We start from the raw sequence: 19,591 nt of genomic DNA, 5'->3' as shown, positions 1-19,591 counted from the left end.
AAGCGAGCCACGAAGACATCCCAGGGGTGCAAGGTGTCAAGCGGCGAGGTTGGCGCGGTGGTTCCAGGCGGTGTGTTCGTTGTAGAGGGTGCGGTGTTTGAGGCAGCCGTGGAGGATGCCGATGAGCCGGTTGGCGAGCGCACGCAAGGCTTGGGGGTGGGACTTCTTCTGATCTCGCAGGCTGTCGTAGTAGACGCGGGCGCCGGGACTGCCGGTCAGCGCGCTTTGCGCCATCGCCATGGCGGCGGCGTTGAGGCGGGTGTTGCGGATATGGCGGGCCAGCACGACGTGCCCTTTGCCTGAGGCGATGGTCCGTGGTGAGGTGCCGGCATAGTTTCTGCGAGACTTGGCGGTGGCATAGCGTTCGGGGTCGTCCCCGAACTCGCCAAGCATCCGGGCGCCGGTGATGTCACCGACTCCGGGCATGGACAGGTAGATCTCGGCGTCGGCGATGCGCTCTAAAAGACTGGGCCATACTGGTTTCCAGTTGATCAATTTGGGTGTTGAGCGTCGTCAGCATGTTCACCGTCACGGTCACGGTCGCCGCATACGCTGCGGTAAGTGCCTCCGGTGCGCTCAGATGACCGCCCCCACGCAGGGCCTGCTGGATCTCGCGGGCACGGGTATCGGTATTGCGTTGGCGGCCACCCTTTTTCAGAGCTGATCGGATCGCCGCGACCGTCAGTGCCGCTCCCTGTCGTGGGGTGGGAGCGCGACGCAACACCGCCAGGCAGTCTTTGTGGGCGAGGTCGCCGCCGAAGGCATCGACCGCGGCCGGATAGTAGGCGCCCAGTTGAGCGCGCAACACGTTCTGTTGTGCTGAGCGCGCCCACACCAGATTCTGATGCGTACGGGCCATCACCGTGATCGCCTTGACCTCGACGGTGTCGGCGGCGACCAATCGATGATTGTGCCGGTCGGTCCGCACCAGATCAGCCAGCGTTTTCGCGTCAGCCTTATCGGATTTGGTGCCCCCGACATGGTGGCGGTCGCGGTACCGCGACACCGACAACGGGTTGATCGCATACACCTGATAGCCCGCGGCGACCAGGGCGGCGACCCACATGCCGTGATCGGTTTCGATCCCCACCACCACCTCAGAGGGGTCGTGGGCGAACCGGGCGAGCAGGTCATGCATCGCCGTCACGCCGGCCGCGTTCTCGGGTAGTCGGCGGGTGGCCAGGGTGGTGCCGTGTTCATCCATCACGCACACGTCGTGATGATCCGACGCCCAGTCGTTGCCCACACAGATCATGTCGGTCGTTCACCTCGTCTTCGGTCGTCTCGATCGATCGTCGGTGTGAACCTTGGGGTGATCACCCTTGACGCGGCCTAATGGATCAGTGCTCACCCCACATGGTTCAGGGGGCACGACATCCCAGAAGCGTTCTAGCGGGTGATCCTTACCCGGCCGGGCCACGGTCTTCGTGTAGAAATCCGACACCGTTTCAGGGTCTCGGAGTGGTCACCGGCCGGGAAGGCTCACACAAACCAGCATCCCCTGCAGGACGCCGATCCACCCCCATTAGGGTCTCGCAAGGCGTCTCACCAGGCCCTTCGTGGCTCGTCGCTTGCGCTCCTCGCACCTCAGGGACCAGTGGGTGAGTAGTTCTCTCGGATCAGCGAGCGGTGAGGGGCGCTCCGCTCGCACCTCCGAGCGCAATTGTCAATGCCGAGAGTCGTACGGCAGCAACGCCATCTCTCGCGCGTTGCGGATCGCGGTGGCGACCTGGCGCTGCTCCTGCGGGCTCAGCCCCGTGAGGCGTCGGCTGCGGATTCTGCCCTTGTCGGACAAGAACTGCCGCAGCAATGCGACATCCTTGTAGTCCACGGGATTCCGCCCGTCGACCCGCACGCCCTGTGCGATGAGAAGGTTCCGCTTGCGCTTCGCCGGCACTTCCTCGCGCTGACGTTGTCTTCTGTTGGCCATCACTGTTCCTCGTTCTCGTGGGTCCGGATCACCAGCTGGACTTCTGGATTCCGGGTAGTTCGCCGCGGTGCACGAGTTCGCGGAACCGCACGCGCGACAGGCCCGCCTTGCCGATGTACCCGCGGGGCCGGCCGTCGACGGCATCCCGGTTGCGCAGCCGAGTCGGACTTGCGTTGCGCGGCAGCCGTTGTAGGCGTCGTAGCGCTTCCGAACGCTCCTCGGGCGTCGAACTCGCTGCAACGCTCGCGCGCTTCAGTTCGGCGCGGAGGTCGGCATACCGCGCGACGACCTCGCGGCGCTGTTCGTTGCGGACGATCTTGGACTTCTTGGCCATCAGCGGTCCTCTCGGAAGTCGACGTGGGCGCGGGCGAGGGGGTCGTACTTGCGCAGCACCATCCGGTCGGGATCGTTGCGACGGTTCTTCCGGGTCACATAGGTGTATCCGGTCCCGGCGGTGGACCGCAGTTTGACGATGGGCCGGATCTCGTTGCGCGCCATCAGACCTTCTCCCCTCGGGCACGGATCTTGCGCAGCACCGACTCGATGCCGTGCTTGTCGATCGTCGAGATCCCCTTGGCGCTGACGCGCAGCGTCACGTACCGCCCCTCGCTGGGCACGTAGTAGCGGCGGCGCTGGATGTTCGGGTCCCATCGGCGCGACGTCCGCTTGTGCGAATGCGACACCTGCTTGCCGAAGCCGGGTACCCGACCGGTGACCTGGCACCTCTTGGACATGCTGCCTCCTGTTCTTATCGACAATGATTGGCATTAACTCTGCGGCCACGGTACCGTCGTCGAAGCACAAATGGAAATCATTCTCAATAGAACGGAGTGGAGTCGTGCTCGACGATCAATCCGCGAACCACCCGCAGGACGCCCCGGGCAACCAACGGACCCCGGTCGTGCTGGTCACCGGGCTCGACGCGTCGTCGATCCACCGGGTGGGCGACGCGTTGGAGTGCGGCGGCGTCGGCAGCGTCCAGGTCCACCACGACCTGACACAGGTCGAGGACGGCCGCGTCGTCCGGACCCTCAGCTGGCGGGGCCCCGACGGTCGCAGCCACCATGACGTCTGCATCGTGGAACTGGCCCACGGTTGCATCTCGTGCACCCTTCGCGAAGACCTGCTCCCTCTGCTGCGGAGGCTGCATCGTCGACCGTCGGTGAACCGGATCGTCCTCACACTCGATCCCGTCCTCGAACCCGAGCAGGTCGCCTCATCGATCGAGAACGTCATCGTCTCGGACATGCCGGGGTTCGACGACGCCCCGGCGGCCGCCGACGTCCGCGTCGATCTCACCGTTGCCTGTGTGGCCGAGGAGGATTGGCTGACGTCGGCGACCGGCGATCTCTCACTCGCCGAGGGTGGGCATGTCGCTCTCGACGACGACCGCACCCTTGCCCAGGTGGCGGTCGGTCAGGTCGCTTTTGCCGACGCGCTGGTGGTCGCAGCATGCGACCCGACCGTCCGCGACGCCTGGGCGTCCGCGCGACTCGTCGCCGTCCTCAAACGGCTCGCGCCGAACGTCCCGATGATGTTCGAGTTGCCGCAGCGCCCGATCACACCCGTCCTCGCCGAACAACTGCTCGCCGCGGTAGCGCCCCGGTCACGTCGCGGACGCATCGACGGTCCGCACGACCCTCTCCTGGCGGGCGAACCTCCACTGGAATCCGACTGCGGGGTCACGTGGGTCGAGTTCCACAGTGATCGACCGCTGCACCCGGATCGCTTTCACGAGGCCATCGACGCCCTCCTCGACGGGGTCGTCTGTGCCCGCGGGCGACTCTGGATCGCCACTCAGCCCGACGAGGCGCTCTGGCTCGAGTCGGCCGGCGGCGGACTGCGCGTCGCGCACGGAGGTCCCTGGCTCGCCTCGATGACCGACGACGAACTCGCGCAGGTACCCGACGAGCGTCGGGCTCTCGGTGCACTGCGCTGGGACGAGACCTTCGGCGACCGGCACACGTCACTCGTCGCGCTCGTCCATCAGGGCGACCCCGCCGAGATCGAGGAGGCCCTCCGCAGCGCCTGCCTGAACGAGGTCGAATTCGCTGCCGGACAACAGTTCTGGTCGACCTTCGACGATCCGTTCGGGCAGTTCCACGCCGACCCGTGCGATGACCTCGACGTCGGCGAGTCGACCGTGGAGGCAATCCCCGGCGTCGACGCTGATCCCCGGGACAACTGAACCCGCACCGACCCACATCTCACCGGAAGGCACCCACATGAAGAAGGGCATCCACCCCGATTACCACCCCGTCGTCATCCGCGACGGTTCGACGGGCAAGGAGTTCCTCACCCGATCGACAGCGACATCGTCGACGACCGTCACCTGGTCCGACGGCAACGAGTACCCGCTCATCACCGTCGATGTCACCAGCGACTCGCATCCGTTCTACACCGGGGTGAACACGATCCCCGACGTCGCCGGCCGGGTCGAGAAGTTCCGCCGGCGCTACGCGCACCTGGACAAAAAGAGCGACTGAGGGTCATCGTCGGACGACGTCAGTTCTTGTCGTCCTTCGGTTTCCCGTTCCCCTTGTTCTCGCTGTTGCCACCGCCGCCGTTGCCACCGCCGCTGTTGCCCCGCCCGTTTCCGCCGCTTCCGGCCGGTCCCTCCTCGGGCTGGGGCGTGTCGGTCTCCGTCGCGCCGGTGGGGACAGGGATCGGCGCGGGCACGTCGACCGTGCTCGGCGGCGGAGTCGGCCGGGATTCAGTGGTCGAGGACTCGGCGGCCGGCAGGGAGGTCGGGTTCGCCGGAACAGGTGTGTCCTCGTCGGATCCGGTGGCGATGACGACGACCGCGACGAGCAGGGCGGTCAGCAGAGCGGCGGCGCCACCCAGCACGGCCATCGACGTTCGACGTCGGGACCGGTTCGGCCCTCCCGGAAGCGGAGCCGTTTCCGAGGCGTTCCGAGGCGGTGGGATCAGTGTCGGCATCGGCGCCGTGAGCCGACTCGTCCCCGCTTCCGTGCCCGTGTTGTCGGTATGTCCGGCCAGCGCCGCACTCATCGCCGCAGCACTCGGAAACGGCACGGTGCCACCCGGACGCATGGCCCGGTCGATCGTCTCGCGCAGTGTCGGGGCGACATCCGGCCGGATGTCGGCCAGCAGCGGCGGCGGCGCGTGCAGGATCGCGTGCGCGACGGCGGCAGGGTTGTCGTGGTCGTACGCTCGGCGACCCGTCAGGGCCTCATACGCGACGACCGCAGCCGCGTAGAGATCGTCGGCCGGTGTCGCCGCCCGGCCCAACACGCGACCGGGACTGAGGTAACAGATGGTTCCGACCACTTCTCCCGTCGCCGTGTGCGCCATCCCGGCCGTCTTGGCGATGCCGAGATCGGCCACCTTCACCCGGTCGCCGAACATCAGCAAGTTCGCGGGTTTGATGTCGCGGTGCAGCACCCCGGCGGAATGGGCGTCGTGCAGGGCGGCCAGGACGTCCTCGAGGATCGCGGCGACGCGGTGGGGCGGCAACGGCCCGCCGACCATGAGATCGCCGACCGTTGTGCCACTCAGCCGTTCCATCACGATGTACGGCGTCCCGTCGTGCTCGCCGAAATCGTGGACGGCGACGATGTTGGGGTGGTTGAGCGCGGCGGCCGCCCGCGCCTCTGCGATGAACCGGTCACGTGCGACCGTCGGGGTCTCCGGCTCTGAGCGCAGTAGTTTGATGGCGACCGACCGGTGGAGTCGCCGGTCCCACCCGTCGTGGACCACCGCCATGCCACCGCGTCCGAGAACTCCCCGGATCTCGTAGCGTCCGTCGAGCAGGTCTCGGTCCACTTGTTCACGGTAGCGGGTGCCATTCCCGGCCATCGTCGACCCGGAGCCGGAGTCGGACGGCGTGATCTCAGCCCGGCAGCAACCCGTCGACCAGCGCATCGACGATGTCGTCGACCGGCACATCCGGGAGCAGCGGACCGGTCAGCTGGTCCAGCAGGAGGCCGTCGACGGCGTAGTGGAAGAGGGCGATCTCCCGGGCCGTCCCCGGCAGGCCGGCTTGTTCGTTGAACGCCACGTCCCCGGTGAACCCGGTCCGACGCCATTCGCCGATGATCTCCGCGACCTCAGGGCGTCGAATTCCTTCCAACCGGAGTTCGATCAGTGCGATGGTGACGGTCCGGTTTGCCATCAGACGCTCGACGATGTTGCGGAGATACTCGGCGAAGAGCTCCCGCGTCGGTGTGCGTCCGGCCCGCTCGGCGATGAACTCGTCGCTCGGTGCCAGTCGCTCGTAGATGCGCTCCACCAATCCGGTGAGAAGTGCTGAGCGAGAACGGAAGTAGTTCGTCGTCGTACCGAGGGGCACGCCGGCCGCACGATCGACCGCGCGGTGGGTGAGCCCCCGCGCGCCGGCGTCGGCGAGCACTTCGAGACCCGCGTCGGCCAGGGCGCGTCGACGGTCGTCGTTGCGGGCCATGAGAAAACGATAGCGTAACCACTACATGTGCTGTAGTTTCTCAACCACTACATCTGAAGTGATTGGGGATCTGCATGCGTAAGCTCGTGTACTACGTGGCCGTGAGTTTCGACGGATACATCGCCGGTCCGGACGGTCAGTTCGACGCCTTTCTGATGGAGGGCGATCACATGGACGGCATCAACCAGCGGTTTGCCGACACCGTTCCGACCGACTATGCCGCCGCATTGGGGCTCGACCAGAGCGCCGGCACCTTCGACACCGTCCTGATGGGAGCCGGTACCTATGCCGCCGGGTTGCCAGAGGTGACAAGTCCGTATCGTCACCTCGACCAGTACGTCTTCACCCATCAGCGACGCGATCCGGTGGACGGCGTGACGTTCACGGATCGCGACCCGGTCGAGGTGGTGCGTGAGCTCAAACAGCGCAAGGGAAAAGACATCTGGCTCTGCGGAGGCGGCGATCTCGCGACTCAACTGGCCGACGAGATCGACCGGTTTGTCCTCAAGCGTCAGCCGGTGATGTTCGGGAGCGGCATTCCGCTGATGGCGCCCGGCCGGTACGCGCCCAGGAGGTTTCGACGCGTCAGCGCACACGACTTCGACACCGGGGTGTCGTTCGTGGAATACGCCGCGACGTAGGCACGGACCTAGCTCAGCACCGCGAGCGCCTCGTCGGCCGCCACGAGATCGGCCATCGTCACGGTCCTGGTGCTGCTGCGGAGTTGCGCCGCCGCTCGCGACGCAGCCAGTGCGGTCAACCGGCCCGTCGCCTCGGACTGACCGGCGCCCGAGGCGTGCCGACGCTCACCGGTGCGCCGATTCTCGGCGAGGACATGCCACCCGTCCGAGCCGAGGGCGGGTGCCCACGTCAGGGTGCTTCGCAGTGCGGGTATCCGTCCGACGAGCCCGAGGGCCGCGGTCATCGGCCCCGAACTGAGGGTGAGATACGACCGGACCACGCCGGGTCTGTCGCCAAGGAGGACATGGTCGGGGAAGTCCGCTCGTAGGTAGCGCCGGGTCCGGCCGTCGGGTCCGGTCGCTTGCCGGCTGTCCCGGAGATTCCGCACCGGCCGATTCTCCGGCGGGCGGTGGACGTTGGTGCCGACCAGCCCGACGGTCCACGCGACCGCGGCGGGACCGTGCTTCTCCCCGGCCCCCAGCATCACGAGCACATCGAGGTCGTCGTCCGGGCGCGAGTCGAGTGCGGCGGTCAGGATGGTGCTGAGGCCCGGTGCCAACCCTGCCCCCAGGACGACGGGCCCGGTGGCCGTGGCACGTAGTCGGTCGAGATAGGCGCCGGAGGCCGAGATGTCGACCAGCGGCGTCTGCCCGGTCGCGGCTCCCAGCTCCGGGCGTTCGATGCCGGAGGCGTTGACGACGACATCGTGTTCGGCAGCGAGGTCGCGCAGGGTCGCGAGGTCGCCGCGCAGATCGATCCGGGCGTCCCCGCTCGCCGTGCGGCTCGTCACGGTCACGACGTGACCGTCCTGCTCGAGTTCGCGGGCAACGACGGTGCCCACCGCACCCCGCCCACCGAGAAGGAGGACCCGTGGGTTCGCGTGCTCGTTCGATTCGTTCATCCTCACCCAGTTCGTCGATACCGACTGCCGAGGACCATCCTCGCGGACAGCCGTCTCGTTCAACGGTGATCCTCGCGTACGCGTCGCACCTGGGGTCGGGGCTGGCACACCCGGCCGCGGCAACACGAAAGGCGACGAGGGCTCGTCGAGCCGCTTCGTCGCCTTCGAGGTGAAGTGGTGGAGCCTAGGAGATTCGAACTCCTGACATCTGCCTTGCAAAGGCAGCGCTCTACCAACTGAGCTAAGGCCCCGTGCCGTACCGATCGGTTCGGCGGGATGCGAGATTCCGATGTCCGAAAACATCTGTCGCAGTGGGCCTAGGAGGACTTGAACCTCCGACCTCTTCGTTATCAGCGAAGCGCTCTAACCGCCTGAGCTATAGGCCCTTGAACCGAGGAGTGAGATTACCCGACCGATGCCCCAACAAACAAAACGGCTGGTCAGGGGCTCGCTCAATCGAGGTCGGCGAGAGTCACCTCGGCGCCGCCGACGAGGTCGGCACAGATGTTGTAAATGTAGCTGCCGATCGTCGCGAGCGCGGTCAGCAGGATCGCGTTGATGGCGCCCAGGAGCGCCGCGGCGCCGAAGACGGTGCCCGCCCCGATCACGTCGTTACTCGCGGCCGATTCCTCCGCCATGAGCGTTCCGAAGCTGTTGTTCACCTGATCCCACACGCCCATGCCGTCGAGGATGAGGTACAGCACGGCGACGGAGATCATCCAGATGAAGAACCCGACCACCGACAGCACGGCCGCGACCTTGAACGTCGCCCACGGGTCGATCCGACGCACCTGCACCGAGGCGCGCAGCGCGGTCCCGGCGGCGAGTACCTGGCGAGGCGCCGACCGCGGTGCGGAGGGCTTGGATCCCGGCGCCTGTGCCGTCTCGGGTCGCTTCAGGTCCGCCGTGTGGTGGATCTGATCGAGGTCGGGCAGATCGTTCTCCGGAAGGTGTCCGCGGTCGATCGTGCTGGTGGGTGACTCGACGAAGCCGGGTTCCTCGGTCGCCGTCGCCGTACCCGATCGGCGCGGACTCTCCAGCTTGGTCACCGGGGCCTGCTGGCCGCTCATGCTGGCGGCAGCGGTGCCGCTGTTCGTCACGACGCCACGCGGCGGCGGGCCGCCCGGGTTGTTCAGCGGCGGGCCTGCCGGGCCCTCACCGGTGCTCGGACGCTGGGCGGCGTCGCGGTTGAACGTCTCGGTCGGGGCGGCTGACGGATCGTCGGCCGGCCCCCGCTGCCACGGCGGCACCAGTCCCCCGGTCGGGGTTCCCGTTCCGGGTCCCGCCGGTCCCCCGGCGGGGCGCCCGTTCTGGTCCTGATGCGGCTCGTTCGGTGTGCTCACAGACATTCCCTCACTCAGGCGTTCCTGACGTTGCTCGCTCGGCGCCGGGTCCGAGCCCGCCGTTCCCCGACCCGTCGACTCGCGACGGGTCGAGCAACAGTGGCCTTCACCCTAACGCCTAGGAAGAGACCTCTGTCTCGTCCGGCTCGTCGGCGTTGCGGGCGATGGCGATGACCGTGGTGCCCTCGTCGATGTTCATCAGACGGACACCCTTGGTCTGGCGTCCGGCCTTGCGCACCGATTTCGCCGTGGTGCGGATGACGCCGCCCCCCGAGGTGATGGCGTAGAGCTCGGAGTCGTCGTCGACGATGAGCGCGCCGATCAGTTCACCGCGTCGACGATCGTGGGCGATCGTCAGCACACCCTTGCCGCCGCGACCCTGCACCGGGTAGTCGTCCATACCGGTCCGCTTGGCGTACCCGCCGGACGTGGCGACCAGCAGGTAGGTGCCCTCGCGGACGACGTTCAGTGACAACAGCGTGTCGTCGGTGTTGAACCGCATGCCCTGGACGCCGGAGGTCTGCCGGCCCATCGGCCGCAGGGCTTCGTCGTCGGCGTGGAACCGGATCGACTGTCCCTTCTGCGACACCAGGAGCAGATCGTCGTCGGCGCTGCACAATTGGGCGCCGACCAACTCGTCCTCGCCACGCAGGTTGATCGCCGCGATGCCGCCGGAGCGGTTGGAGTCGAAGTCGACCAGTCGCGACTTCTTCACCAGGCCGTTGCGGGTGGCGAGCACCAGATACGGCGCATCCTCGTAGGTCTTCAGCTGGATGACCTGGGCGATCCGCTCCTCCGGCTGGAAGGCCAGGAGGTTGGCGACATGCTGACCACGGGCGGTGCGGTTCGCCTCGGGCAGCTCGTAGGCCTTGGCGCGGTAGACGCGACCCTTGGTGGTGAAGAACAGGATCCAGTCGTGGGTCGAGCACACGAAAAAGTGTTTGACGATGTCGTCCTGCTTGAGCCCGGCACCCTGCACACCCTTGCCGCCGCGACGCTGACTGCGGTACAGGTCGGTTTTCGTGCGCTTGGCGTATCCGGTCTCGGTGATCGTGACGACGACGTCCTCGCGGGCGATCAGATCCTCGTCGCTGACATCGCCGTCGGCCGCGATGATCTTGGTCCGACGCTCGTCACCGTACTTCTCGACGACCTCCTTGAGCTCGTCGCGCACGATGGCGCGCTGACGCTCGGGCCGGTCGAGGATGTCCTTGTAATCGGCGATCTCGAGTTCGATCTCGGCGAGTTCGTCGACGATCTTCTGGCGTTCCAGGGCCGACAGACGGCGCAACTGCATCGCGAGGATGGCATCGGCCTGGATCTCGTCGATGTCGAGGAGGTCGATCAGGCCGGTACGCGCGGTCTCGGTGTTGGCCGAACGGCGGATCAGCGCGATCACTTCGTCAAGCGCGTCAAGGGCTTTCACCAGACCGCGCAGAATGTGTGCGCGCTCCTCGGCCTTGCGCAACCGGTACCGCGTCCGTCGCACGATGACGTCGATCTGATGCGCCACGTAGTAGCGGATCATCTGGTCCAGACGCAGCGTGCGGGGCACGCCGTCGACGATGGACAGCATGTTCGCACCGAAGCTGGTCTGCAACTGGCTGTGCTTGTACAGGTTGTTCAGGACGACCTTCGCGACGGCGTCGCGACGCAGCGTCACCACGATCCGCATGCCGACGCGGTCCGAGGACTGATCCTCGATCCGGCTGATGCCCTTCAGCTTTCCCTCGTTGACCTGCTCGGCGATCGATTGGATCAGGTTGTCCGGGTTGACCTGGTAGGGCAACTCGGTGACCACCAGCGTGGTGGATCCCTTGTTCTCCTCGATGTCGACGACACTGCGCATCCGGATGCTGCCGCGCCCGGTGGTGTAGGCGTCCTTGATCCCCTGGCTGCCGACGATCAGTCCGGCCGTGGGGAAGTCGGGTCCCTTGATGCACTCCATGCACGCGGCGAGGGTGGTCTCGTCGTCGGCGTCGTGGTTCTCCAGCGCCCAGAACACCGCATCGGCAACCTCGTTGAGGTTGTGCGGGGGCATGTTCGTCGCCATACCGACGGCGATACCGCCGGAACCATTGATCAGCAGGTTCGGGATACGCGACGGCAGGACCGTCGGTTCATTCGTCTTGCCGTCGTAGTTGGGGACGAAATCGACTGTCTCCTCGCCGATGTCGCGCAGCATCTCCATGGCCAGCGGGGTGAGCCGGGCCTCGGTGTAACGCATCGCCGCGGCACCGTCGTTGCCTCGCGAGCCGAAGTTGCCCTGACCGTCGATGAGCGGGTACCGCATCGACCACGGCTGGGCGAGGCGCACCAGGGCGTCGTAGATCGCGGTGTCGCCGTGCGGATGGTAGTTACCCATCGTCTCCGCAACGGGTTTCGCCGATTTGACGTAGCTGCGGTCCGGGCGGAACCCGGCGTCGAAGGACGCGTAGAGGAGGCGGCGGTGCACCGGCTTGAGACCGTCGCGGACCTCGGGGAGCGCACGGCCCACGATGACGCTCATCGCGTAGTCGATGTAGCTCTTCTGCATCTCCTGCCCGAGATCGACGGGCTCGATGCGATCGCCTTCACCGCCGGCGGGCGGCAGGGTGGTGTCAGTCATGTGTGTACTTTCTCCGATCGGAGCGGAATCGCAGGAACCCGCGATCAGACATCGAGGAAGCGAACGTCTTTCGCGTTGCGGGCGATGAAGCTGCGTCGGGCGGCGACGTCCTCACCCATCAGGATGGAGAACAGTTCGTCGGCGGCCGCGGCATCGTCGAGGGTGACCTGGCGCAGGACACGCACGGCCGGGTCCATCGTGGTCTCCCACAATTCCTTGGCGTTCATCTCGCCGAGGCCCTTGTACCGCTGGATGCCGTCGTCGGTGTTGATCTTCTTGCCCGCCGCACGACCGGCCTCGAGCAGTCCGTCCCGCTCGCGGTCGGAATAGGCGAACTCCGGAGCCGACTTCTGCCACTTGAGCTTGTACAGCGGCGGCATCGCGAGGAACACGTGACCGTGCTCGATGAGCGGCCGCATGAAGCGGAACAGCAGGGTGAGCAGGAGGGTCGAGATGTGCTGACCGTCGACGTCGGCGTCGGCCATCAGCACGATCTTGTGATAGCGGAGCTTGCTGATGTCGAACTCGTCGTGGATGCCCGTGCCGAAGGCGGTGATGATCGACTGGACCTCGGTGTTCTTGAGCACACGGTCGATGCGCGCCTTCTCGACGTTGATGATCTTGCCGCGCAGCGGCAGGATCGCCTGGTACATCGAGTCGCGGCCCGACTTGGCGCTGCCGCCGGCCGAGTCGCCCTCCACGATGTAGACCTCGCACTTGCCGGGATCGTTGCTGCGGCAGTCGGCGAGCTTGCCGGGGAGGCCACCGATGTCGGTGGCGGTCTTGCGGCGCACCAGATCGCGGGCGTTGCGCGCTGCCATCCGGGCCCGCTGCGACTCGACGATCTTCTTGATGATCGTCTTCGCCTCGGCCGGGTTGGCCTCCAGCCAGTGTCCGAGGTGTTCACTGCAGACGCGCTGGACGAATCCCTTGACCTCGGTGTTGCCCAGCTTGGTCTTGGTCTGGCCCTCGAACTGCGGATCCCCGACCTTCACCGAGATCACTGCGGCGAGGCCCTCGCGGATGTCGTCACCCGAGAGGCGGTCTTCCTTCTTGTCCTTGATGAGCTTCTTGTCCACCGCGTACTTGTTCACGGTGAGGGTCAGCGCGGCGCGGAAACCCTCTTCGTGGGTACCACCCTCGTGGGTGTTGATCGTGTTGGCGAAGGTGTGGACCGATTCGGAATAACCTGCGTTCCACTGCATCGCGACCTCGACCTCGTGGCCGGTGCCCTGGCCGGTGAAGCCGACGACGGTGGTGTGGATCGACTGCTTGGTCCGGTTGAGGTGCTTGATGTAGTCGACGAGCCCGTCGGGGTAGTGATAGGTACGGGTCTTCGGCTTGGCCGCGGCGGCGGCCTTCTCTTCCTCGGACTTCACCACCTCGGCGGCCTCGGTGGTGCCGCTCTCCTCGTCACCGTCGGCGTCACCCGGCGGCTCGATGGCCTGCGGACGCTGATCGGTCAGCGTGATGGTGAGCCCCTTGTTCAGGAAGGCCATCTCCTGCAGACGACGCGCCACGGTCTCGGCGTTGAATCGGGTGGTCTCGGTGAAGATCTCGGGGTCCGGCCAGAACCGCACCGTGGTGCCGGTCTTGCGCGTCGGGGTCCCCTTCTCGAGGGCGCCGGGTGTCGCGTAGGTGTAGGTCTGCTCCCAGTTGAATCCGTCGTTCTGGATCTCCAGCTCCACCTTGGTGGACAACGCGTTGACCACCGAGATGCCGACGCCGTGCAGACCACCGGACACCGCATAGGCGTCGGAGTCGAACTTGCCGCCGGCGTGCAGCTGGGTCATGACGACCTCGACCGTCGGCACGCCCGTGCGGTGCATGCCGGTCGGGATGCCGCGGCCGTCGTCGACGACCTGGACACCGCCGTCGGCCAGGAGGGTCACGTCGACGCGCGAGGCGAAGCCGGCCATCGCCTCGTCGACCGAGTTGTCGACGACCTCCCAGATCAGGTGGTGCAGCCCTCGCTCACCGGTGGATCCGATGTACATGCCGGGCCGTTTGCGGACGGCTTCCAGACCTTCGAGGATGTTGATCGAATCGGCGCCATACTCTGACGGCTTCTTCTTGTTCTTCTTCGGTCCGGTGTCGTTGGTGTCGGCCACGAGGTGCGTCCGCTCCTGTTCTGCTCATCGACGGATCAGGTGGTCTCCGGATCCGTCGTCGATCCTTCTCGACGGGGCACACGGCGGTCGCGCGCACAGGAATACCCGGTGGGTACATCCGGGTAACCTGGAGGCGCTGTCTGTCTGCTGTTGTGCACCCCTGTCGGGACAACTCTCCACAGTGTACTGCCTGACTCGCCCTGGAACGCGCATCCGGGGCCGCTAACAGGCCCTCAGAACGATTTTTTTGCCTCGATCCCGGTTCGATCGTGGCTTGGGGATGGAAAACGGCCCACGAGGCTCTGCAACTAGTAAAGTGCGGTCGACTCTGCTAGCGGCGCGTCAGCCGTAGGTGTCGCGTGGGCCGCGCCCGCGCACATGCCGTTCACCCTTACGCCACGACGGGCCCTTCGGACCGCTGATCCGCAACGAGGTGACCTGGCCGTTGCCGATGGCGGCCGCGATCTTGGCGAGGATCTGGGATTGGATGTAGCGAAGTTGCGTCGCCCATGCCGTCGACTCGGCCTGCACGTGGAGGACGTTGTCGCGCAACGCAACCGGCTTCGCATGAGCCGCGATGTCCGAACCGACGATCTGTTCCCACATCCCGAACAGGGTGCCTTCGCCGATCTTCTCCTGCCACCCGCGATCCTTCGCCAGCCCGCCGACCAGCCGGCCGAAGGGCTGCGGATCCCGCTGATCCGGACCGGAGCCGGACCAGCGTCGACGCCCCTCGGATCCGCGCGGGACCCGACGGACGGGCGACGCCCGGCCCCGGCCGACCGACTTACCCGCGGCGCGGGCCTGTGCCCGGGCCTCCTCGAGCGCCTTGCGGGCACGTTCGTACCCGCCGAGTTCGCCGGGCGGTGTCGGCCGTGGTGCGGGGTCGGCGGGATCCGGGGACTCGGACGGTCGATCGTCACTCATGGGCTTCCTCCCCCGCTGCCGTCACATCGTCCAGCGCGCCGTCGACGATGTGCGACCGCCGGCCCGCGTCGTCGTCGACCACATCGACGCCGATCCGCCGGCCACCAATCCGCCCGGGGATGTCCTCGGCGACGGCGGCGGTGATGAGGAGTTGCTCGGCGTCGGCGGTGAAATCGACGAGTTGCGCGCGCCGCTTGGCGTCGAGTTCGGCGAACACGTCATCGAGCATGATCACCGGCTCGACACCTTCGGCGCGGGTGAGCTCGACGGAGCCGAGGCGCAGAGCCAGTGCCAACGACCAGGATTCCCCGTGAGAGGCAAAGCCTTTCGCGATATCGCTGCCGAGCACGATGTCGATGTCGTCGCGATGCGGACCGACGAGACACAGGCCCCGCTCGATCTCCTTGTCGCGCAACTCCGCCAGGCGTAGTGCCAGCACGTCGGCGATCGCCTCGGGTGTGTGCTCCTCGATCTCGACACCGCCGGCGGGACGATACCGGAGCACGGCCGGCCGTGAATGCGGCGCGATCGAGGCGTATGAGCCGGTGAAGTGCGGCTCGAGCTCGGCGAGCACCGACAACCGTGCGGCGATCACCTGACCGCCGAGATCCGCGAGCTGACCATCCCAGACATCAAGTGTGCTGACCACCGAATCTGCCTGTTGCCCACCACGTCTCAGCGCCGCGGCGGCAGTCTTGAGCAAGGCCGACCGCTGACGCAGGACCCGGTCGTAGTCCGCGCGGGCGGCGGCGTAACGGGGACCCCGCTGGGCGACCAGTTCGTCGACGAAGCGTCGGCGGTCGCTCGGGTCACCACGCACCAGGGACAGGTCCTCGGGCGCGAACAGCACCGTACGGAGGATGCCGAGCAGGTCGCGGGGCCGCCGCGCCGGGCTCCGGTTGATGGTCGCCTTGTTGGCGCCCTCGGCATTGATCCGCAGCTCGGCGGTCAGCTCACGGCCGTCGTTCTCAACCGTCGCGGTGACCGACGCCGACGCGGAGCCCGCGTGTACGAGCGGTGCATCGGAACTCACCCGGTGTGAGCGCAGCGTCGAGAGATAGAACAGCGCCTCGAGCAGATTGGTCTTGCCGAAGCCGTTGCGGCCGGTGAAGACCGTCGGCCCGGGTGCCAGATCGAGGTCGACGGACCGCCACGATCGGAAATCGCGCAGATGCAGCTCACGGACGAACACGAGTCGGCGTCGATCCTGAGGACGGTGAGGCCGTGGCGGCCGTCAGCCCGGGAGGCGGACGGGCATCAACAGGTAGCTGAATGCGCTCTCGGGAGCGACGAAGGCGCCGGACTCGTCCGCGACCGGATCCTCTCCGCTGGCCGGGCGGAGGACGGCAGGCCGGCTGGGGGTGGTGAATCCGAAGTCCACCGCGTCGGCGTTGATCGCCGACAATCCGTCCTGCAGGTACCCGGGGTTGAACGCGATCGTGAGGGGCTCACCCTGGAACGACACGGGCAGCTCTTCCTCGGCCTTGCCGGCCTCGTCGCCGCCCGCGGTGAGTAGCACGGATCCCTCGGAGAACTCCATCCGGACCTGCGCGCCGCGCTCGGCGACCAGGGCCACACGCCGGATCGCCTCGATCAGCGGGCCGCTGTCGATGGTGGCGACGGCGGTGTGGCTGGCCGGGAGCAGCTGACGGAACTTCGGGAACTCCGCGTCGAGAAGGCGGGTGGTGGTCTTCTTGGTCTCTCCCAGGATGCCGAGGATGCCGTCGGATCCGATGGCCGCGCCACCACCGAACGCCAGCGAGACGACGCCGGTGCCCTCGGCACCTGCGGTCTTGGCGCTCTCCGAGAGCGTCTTCGCGGGCACCAGGACGGCCCCCTTGGTGTCGGGATCGGAAGGCTCCCACTGCAATTCACGCACCGCGAGGCGGAAACGGTCGGTCGCGGCGAGGACGACGGAGTTGCCCTCGATCTCGACGCGGACACCGGTGAGCATGGGCAGGGTGTCGTCCTTGCCGGCCGCCACGGCCACCTGCGAGATCGCCTCGGCGAAGAGCTGCGACGGGATCGTTCCGGTGACGGAGGGCACGTCGGGCAACTGCGGGTAGTCCTCGACCGGCATCGTCGGGAGCGAGAACTTCGCGCTGCCACAGGTGATCGCGACGCGTGCACCGTCGAGGGTCACATCGACCGGTTTGTTCGGCAGGGCCTTGGTGATGTCGGCGAGGAGCCGACCGGAGACCAGGACCTGTCCGGGCTCGGCGACCTCCGCGCCCAGATTTTCCTGGGCCGAGACCTCGTAGTCGAAACCCGAGACGGTCAGGCCCGTTTCGCCGACGTTGAGCACCACACAGCCGAGAACCGGGACGGGCGGACGAGACGGGAGACTGCGGGCCACCCAGGCGACGGAATCAGCGAACTCGTCACGCGCGACACGAAACTTCATGCTGGGAGGTTGCCCTTCTCTCGTTCTCGTTCCCGCCTGGATCGCCGGGTCGGCGCCGCAGCGGGTCGGCCGGCCTGGAGTGGGATCCCGCATCCGGGAATCCCACTGTAGAACGCCGCCGCCCGAGCCGGAGTGGTTGGGGCCAAGTCAGACCGTCTTCGGAGCCGGCCGCGGGCGACCCGATCGGCGACGGTCTGTGCACAGACCTTCTTACAAAAGAATCTCTTTCTAGAGGGATCCATCTCAGTAATAGGAGTTGTGCAATCTGTGGACAACCATGACATCGGGCCAGTCCGGGCGGGTGTGGACGTGTGCATGACCGGTGGAGCAACGTCGAGCGGATCCCTTCGGGGATGTGGAGTTCTCATGTTGTTCGCGCGGCGTCCACCGGCGATGCACATGCCGACCCCGGTTATCCCAAGGATTGTGCACAGCTGGTGATCGATCGTGAGCAGGGTCGATGTCGGCCGAATCCGACTGTGGGAAGGCGGTCCACGGCGGCGAAGACTCTCGACCCGAGGACCAGACTTGGCATTCGAAGGGGCCATCGCAGTCGCCATCGGATGCCACTGCGGGCGGCGGAACACCCCCGGACGACCGCACCCCCGGGCCGTCGTGGCCTCGGGGGTGCGGAGAGCTGTAGGTGTGCGCGTGTCAGCCCACGGCGCGCTGCTTGATGCGGGCGGTGAGTTCCTGGACGTGGTCGTACACCCGGCGGCGCTCGGCCATCTCCTTGCGGATCTTCCGTTCGGCGTACATCACCGTCGTGTGATCGCGGTCGAAGGTCTCGCCGATCTTCGGCAGCGAGAGGTCGGTGAGCTCACGACACAGGTACATGGAGATCTGGCGGGCCTGGGCGATCGACCGTGTCTTACCGGGACCTCGTAGTTCCTCGACAGAGATGTCGAAGTACTCGGCGGTGATCGCGAGGATGCTCGCCGCGCTGACCTCCAGGGTCCCCGAGTTGGGGAGCAGGGCCTGCAGGACGACGTCGGCGAGTGACTTGTCGAGAGCGGCGTCGTTGAGCGACGCGAACGCCGTCACGCGGATGAGTGCACCCTCGAGTTCACGGATGTTGCGCTCGATCTTCGACGCGATGAGTTCGAGAACGTCGTCGGGAACCGCGATGTTGTCCATCTGCGCCTTCTTGCGCAGAATCGCGATCCGGGTCTCCAGATCGGGCGGCTGGACATCGGTGATCAAGCCCCACTCGAACCGCGTACGAAGCCGATCTTCCAGTGTCGCAAGCTGTTTAGGCGGCCGGTCAGAGGAGATGACGATCTGCTTGCTCGCGTTGTGCAGGGTGTTGAAGGTGTGGAAGAACTCTTCCTGGATACCTTCTTTGCCCACGAGGAACTGGATGTCGTCGACCAGCAGCACATCGACGTCGCGATACCGGCGCTTGAACGCCACCCGCCGGTCGTCGCGGAGCGAGTTGATGAAGTCGTTGGTGAATTCCTCGGTGGACACGTACTTGACCCGCATGCCCGGGAAGAGGCGCTGCGCGTAATGGCCCGCGGCGTGCAGCAGGTGCGTCTTGCCGAGTCCGGACTCTCCCCAGATGAACAGTGGGTTGTAGGCCCGGGCGGGGGCTTCCGAGACCGCCACCGCCGAGGCGTGCGCGAACCGGTTCGACGCGCCGATGACGAAGGTGTCAAAGGTGTACTTGGGGTTGAGGTTTGCGCCGGTGGCCGGCGGCGTCGAGGTCGGCCGCTCGGCGAAGTACGACGCCCAGTCGCCGGACGGGCGCGTCGACTCCGGTATCGGGGACGGCGCGCGGTCCGCGCCCACGGGTGCGGCCGTGTAGTCGACCGCTGCGGCCGCTCCGGCGATGGGCCGTACGTCGGGAACGGGTGTTTCTGCCACCGGCTCGTCGTTGCGCGGGGTGGCGATACGGACGCCGAGATCGACGGGTTCGTCGAGGTGGCGGCTGAGAACCGAGCGGATGGTCTCCCGGAGATTGCGTTCGATCTGTTCCTGGACCAGCGCCGTCGGCACGGTCAGCAGGGCGAAGCCTTCGGTGAGGGTCAGGGGTCGAACCAGTGACAGCCACGCCTTCTGCTGGCGTGTCAGTGGTTCGTGGTCGCGTGCGGCTTCGTCGTCGTTGAGTTCGGCGACGACCTGTTGCCACACCTCGCCGAAAGTGTCTCGGTCTGAAGTCACGGGGCTGGCCTCCTGGTCCGGAAAACTACCAGCGATCACGAGAGCGGTGGCATCTGCGCCGGAGTCCCCGTCTCTCCACAGGGTTATCCACACCTGTGTA

Annotated in this window: 17 protein-coding genes, 2 tRNA genes and 1 pseudogene; 3 read left to right on the top strand and 17 right to left on the bottom strand. The window is 66.7% G+C overall.

What is annotated here, in order from left to right; genetic code table 11:
• Nucleotides 1-36: 36 nt before the first annotated feature.
• The 5 genes and pseudogenes from GR168_RS00100 to rpmB all read right to left on the bottom strand — a co-directional run bounded on the left by GR168_RS00100 (nt 37) and on the right by rpmB (nt 2,664).
• Nucleotides 37-1,255: pseudogene (locus GR168_RS00100) on the bottom strand (IS110 family transposase).
• Between the two features lie 411 nt (nt 1,256-1,666).
• Nucleotides 1,667-1,930 (bottom strand): 30S ribosomal protein S18, encoded by a 264-nt coding sequence (gene rpsR / locus GR168_RS00095; protein WP_058253006.1) that lies wholly within the window; start codon nt 1,928-1,930, stop codon nt 1,667-1,669.
• 28 nt (nt 1,931-1,958) lie between these two features.
• Nucleotides 1,959-2,264 (bottom strand): 30S ribosomal protein S14, encoded by a 306-nt coding sequence (rpsN, locus tag GR168_RS00090; protein ID WP_159369725.1) that lies wholly within the window; start codon nt 2,262-2,264, stop codon nt 1,959-1,961.
• On the bottom strand, nt 2,264-2,428 hold the full coding sequence (rpmG, locus tag GR168_RS00085; protein WP_159369724.1) for a 50S ribosomal protein L33: 165 nt from the start codon (nt 2,426-2,428) through the stop codon (nt 2,264-2,266). Before rpmG ends, rpsN begins: the two co-directional genes overlap by 1 nt.
• Nucleotides 2,428-2,664, bottom strand: a complete 237-nt coding sequence (gene rpmB / locus GR168_RS00080; RefSeq protein ID WP_004020952.1) for a 50S ribosomal protein L28 — start codon at nt 2,662-2,664, stop codon at nt 2,428-2,430. The genes rpmG and rpmB overlap by 1 nt, the downstream gene beginning before the upstream one ends.
• 104 nt (nt 2,665-2,768) lie before the next feature.
• Here rpmB and GR168_RS00075 point away from each other — a divergent pair, with 104 nt between their 5' ends.
• Nucleotides 2,769-4,118 carry a GTP-binding protein gene (locus GR168_RS00075; protein ID WP_159369723.1) on the top strand — a complete coding sequence of 450 codons (1,350 nt, stop codon included), beginning with the start codon at nt 2,769-2,771 and terminating at the stop codon, nt 4,116-4,118.
• A 37-nt stretch (nt 4,119-4,155) separates the two neighbouring features.
• A complete protein-coding gene (locus GR168_RS00070; RefSeq protein ID WP_058253002.1) occupies nt 4,156-4,416 on the top strand; it encodes a type B 50S ribosomal protein L31 in 261 nt (86 codons plus the stop codon).
• Between the two features lie 19 nt (nt 4,417-4,435).
• On the opposite strand, the gene GR168_RS00065 is transcribed toward GR168_RS00070, so the two are convergent.
• Nucleotides 4,436-5,716: a serine/threonine-protein kinase gene (locus tag GR168_RS00065; RefSeq protein WP_159369722.1), complete on the bottom strand. Its 1,281-nt coding sequence runs from the start codon at nt 5,714-5,716 to the stop codon at nt 4,436-4,438.
• 67 nt (nt 5,717-5,783) lie between these two features.
• The gene (locus GR168_RS00060) at nt 5,784-6,353 is read right to left on the bottom strand and encodes a TetR/AcrR family transcriptional regulator (RefSeq protein WP_137809129.1); all 570 of its coding nucleotides are present in this window, start codon (nt 6,351-6,353) and stop codon (nt 5,784-5,786) included.
• 74 nt (nt 6,354-6,427) lie between these two features.
• On the opposite strand from GR168_RS00060, the gene GR168_RS00055 reads away from it, so the two are divergent.
• A complete protein-coding gene (locus GR168_RS00055; RefSeq protein WP_159369721.1) occupies nt 6,428-6,994 on the top strand; it encodes a dihydrofolate reductase family protein in 567 nt (188 codons plus the stop codon).
• 8 nt (nt 6,995-7,002) lie between these two features.
• Here the strand turns inward: GR168_RS00055 and GR168_RS00050 are convergent, their stop codons facing one another.
• From GR168_RS00050 to dnaA, 10 genes are all read right to left on the bottom strand, one after another.
• Nucleotides 7,003-7,935: a saccharopine dehydrogenase gene (locus GR168_RS00050; protein ID WP_159369720.1), complete on the bottom strand. Its 933-nt coding sequence runs from the start codon at nt 7,933-7,935 to the stop codon at nt 7,003-7,005.
• Between the two features lie 175 nt (nt 7,936-8,110).
• Nucleotides 8,111-8,186 (bottom strand) — tRNA-Ala (locus GR168_RS00045).
• Between the two features lie 61 nt (nt 8,187-8,247).
• Nucleotides 8,248-8,321 (bottom strand) — tRNA-Ile (locus GR168_RS00040).
• A gap of 66 nt (nt 8,322-8,387) precedes the next feature.
• Complete coding sequence (locus GR168_RS00035; RefSeq protein WP_058253052.1) at nt 8,388-9,278, bottom strand: DUF3566 domain-containing protein; 891 nt, start codon at nt 9,276-9,278, stop codon at nt 8,388-8,390.
• 118 nt (nt 9,279-9,396) lie between these two features.
• Nucleotides 9,397-11,886: a DNA gyrase subunit A gene (gene gyrA / locus GR168_RS00030; protein ID WP_058252999.1), complete on the bottom strand. Its 2,490-nt coding sequence runs from the start codon at nt 11,884-11,886 to the stop codon at nt 9,397-9,399.
• A gap of 44 nt (nt 11,887-11,930) precedes the next feature.
• Nucleotides 11,931-13,997 (bottom strand): DNA topoisomerase (ATP-hydrolyzing) subunit B, encoded by a 2,067-nt coding sequence (gyrB, locus tag GR168_RS00025; RefSeq protein ID WP_068970742.1) that lies wholly within the window; start codon nt 13,995-13,997, stop codon nt 11,931-11,933.
• A gap of 342 nt (nt 13,998-14,339) precedes the next feature.
• Complete coding sequence (locus GR168_RS00020; protein ID WP_159369719.1) at nt 14,340-14,924, bottom strand: DUF721 family protein; 585 nt, start codon at nt 14,922-14,924, stop codon at nt 14,340-14,342.
• A complete protein-coding gene (gene recF / locus GR168_RS00015; RefSeq protein WP_159369718.1) occupies nt 14,917-16,116 on the bottom strand; it encodes a DNA replication/repair protein RecF in 1,200 nt (399 codons plus the stop codon). The genes GR168_RS00020 and recF overlap by 8 nt, the downstream gene beginning before the upstream one ends.
• Before the next feature lie 42 nt (nt 16,117-16,158).
• Nucleotides 16,159-17,328 (bottom strand): DNA polymerase III subunit beta, encoded by a 1,170-nt coding sequence (dnaN, locus tag GR168_RS00010; RefSeq protein ID WP_058252995.1) that lies wholly within the window; start codon nt 17,326-17,328, stop codon nt 16,159-16,161.
• A 654-nt stretch (nt 17,329-17,982) separates the two neighbouring features.
• On the bottom strand, nt 17,983-19,491 hold the full coding sequence (dnaA, locus tag GR168_RS00005) for a chromosomal replication initiator protein DnaA (RefSeq protein WP_159369717.1): 1,509 nt from the start codon (nt 19,489-19,491) through the stop codon (nt 17,983-17,985).
• Nucleotides 19,492-19,591 lie beyond the last annotated feature (100 nt).

It is taken from the genome of Gordonia sp. JH63 (genome assembly GCF_009856645.1).
GTDB lineage: Bacteria > Actinomycetota > Actinomycetes > Mycobacteriales > Mycobacteriaceae > Gordonia > Gordonia hongkongensis.
Note: the sequence above shows the minus strand (reverse complement) of the source record. Positions and strands in the feature narration are given on the sequence as shown.